The sequence below is a fragment of the Marinobacter sp. C7 genome (assembly GCF_022343555.1).
In the GTDB taxonomy this organism is placed as follows: Bacteria; Pseudomonadota; Gammaproteobacteria; order Pseudomonadales; family Oleiphilaceae; genus Marinobacter.
In genome coordinates this window covers 1-531 of sequence record NZ_JAKQZH010000088.1, presented here as the reverse complement: position 1 = coordinate 531, position 531 = coordinate 1, and the positions used below count along the sequence as shown (strand labels likewise).

Here is a 531-nt window from a genome sequence, read left to right as displayed (position 1 = left end):
CAATCGCGCTCCGACAGTGCCGGTTCGACGGTGATGTCGCCCGTCGGATAGTCGAGGGCGAGATCGAAGATCTTCAGGCTGAGGTCGACCGTCGCGCAGATCTGGTTGATGGCGGCGCCACCCTTGGCGAAGTTGTCGACCATCTGCTTCGTCACTGTTGCCGGATAGGGCGAGACGCCCTTCGCCGCGATACCGTGATTGCCGGCGAAGACGGCGACCATCGGGCGGTGAACGGCGGGCGTGCGCCCGCTCCATGCCGCAAGCCACATCGCAATTTCCTCAAGCCTGCCAAGTGCGCCTTCCGGCTTGGTGAGCTGGCTGTTGCGCTTGCGGGCGGCGGCGAGCGCCGGCGTATCGGCGCCGGGCAGGCCTTCCAGCAAGGCACGGAAATCGTCAAAGGGATTCGCGGTCATCGTCATTCCTTCCTCGCGCAGGGAGCGCGGCGAACATGTTTGCCCCGCTTCTTAAAGTGCAATAAGCCTCTCAACAACTGCCGCCTTCGACAACGGGACCGAAGCCGATGAAAATTCC

General features: G+C 63.3%; 1 protein-coding gene. It reads right to left on the bottom strand.

The genetic code is table 11. The features are described from left to right. On the bottom strand, positions 1-413 hold a 413-nt coding region (locus tag MD273_RS18875; RefSeq protein ID WP_239039300.1), incomplete at its 3' end, for a nicotinate-nucleotide--dimethylbenzimidazole phosphoribosyltransferase. Positions 414-531 lie beyond the last annotated feature (118 nt).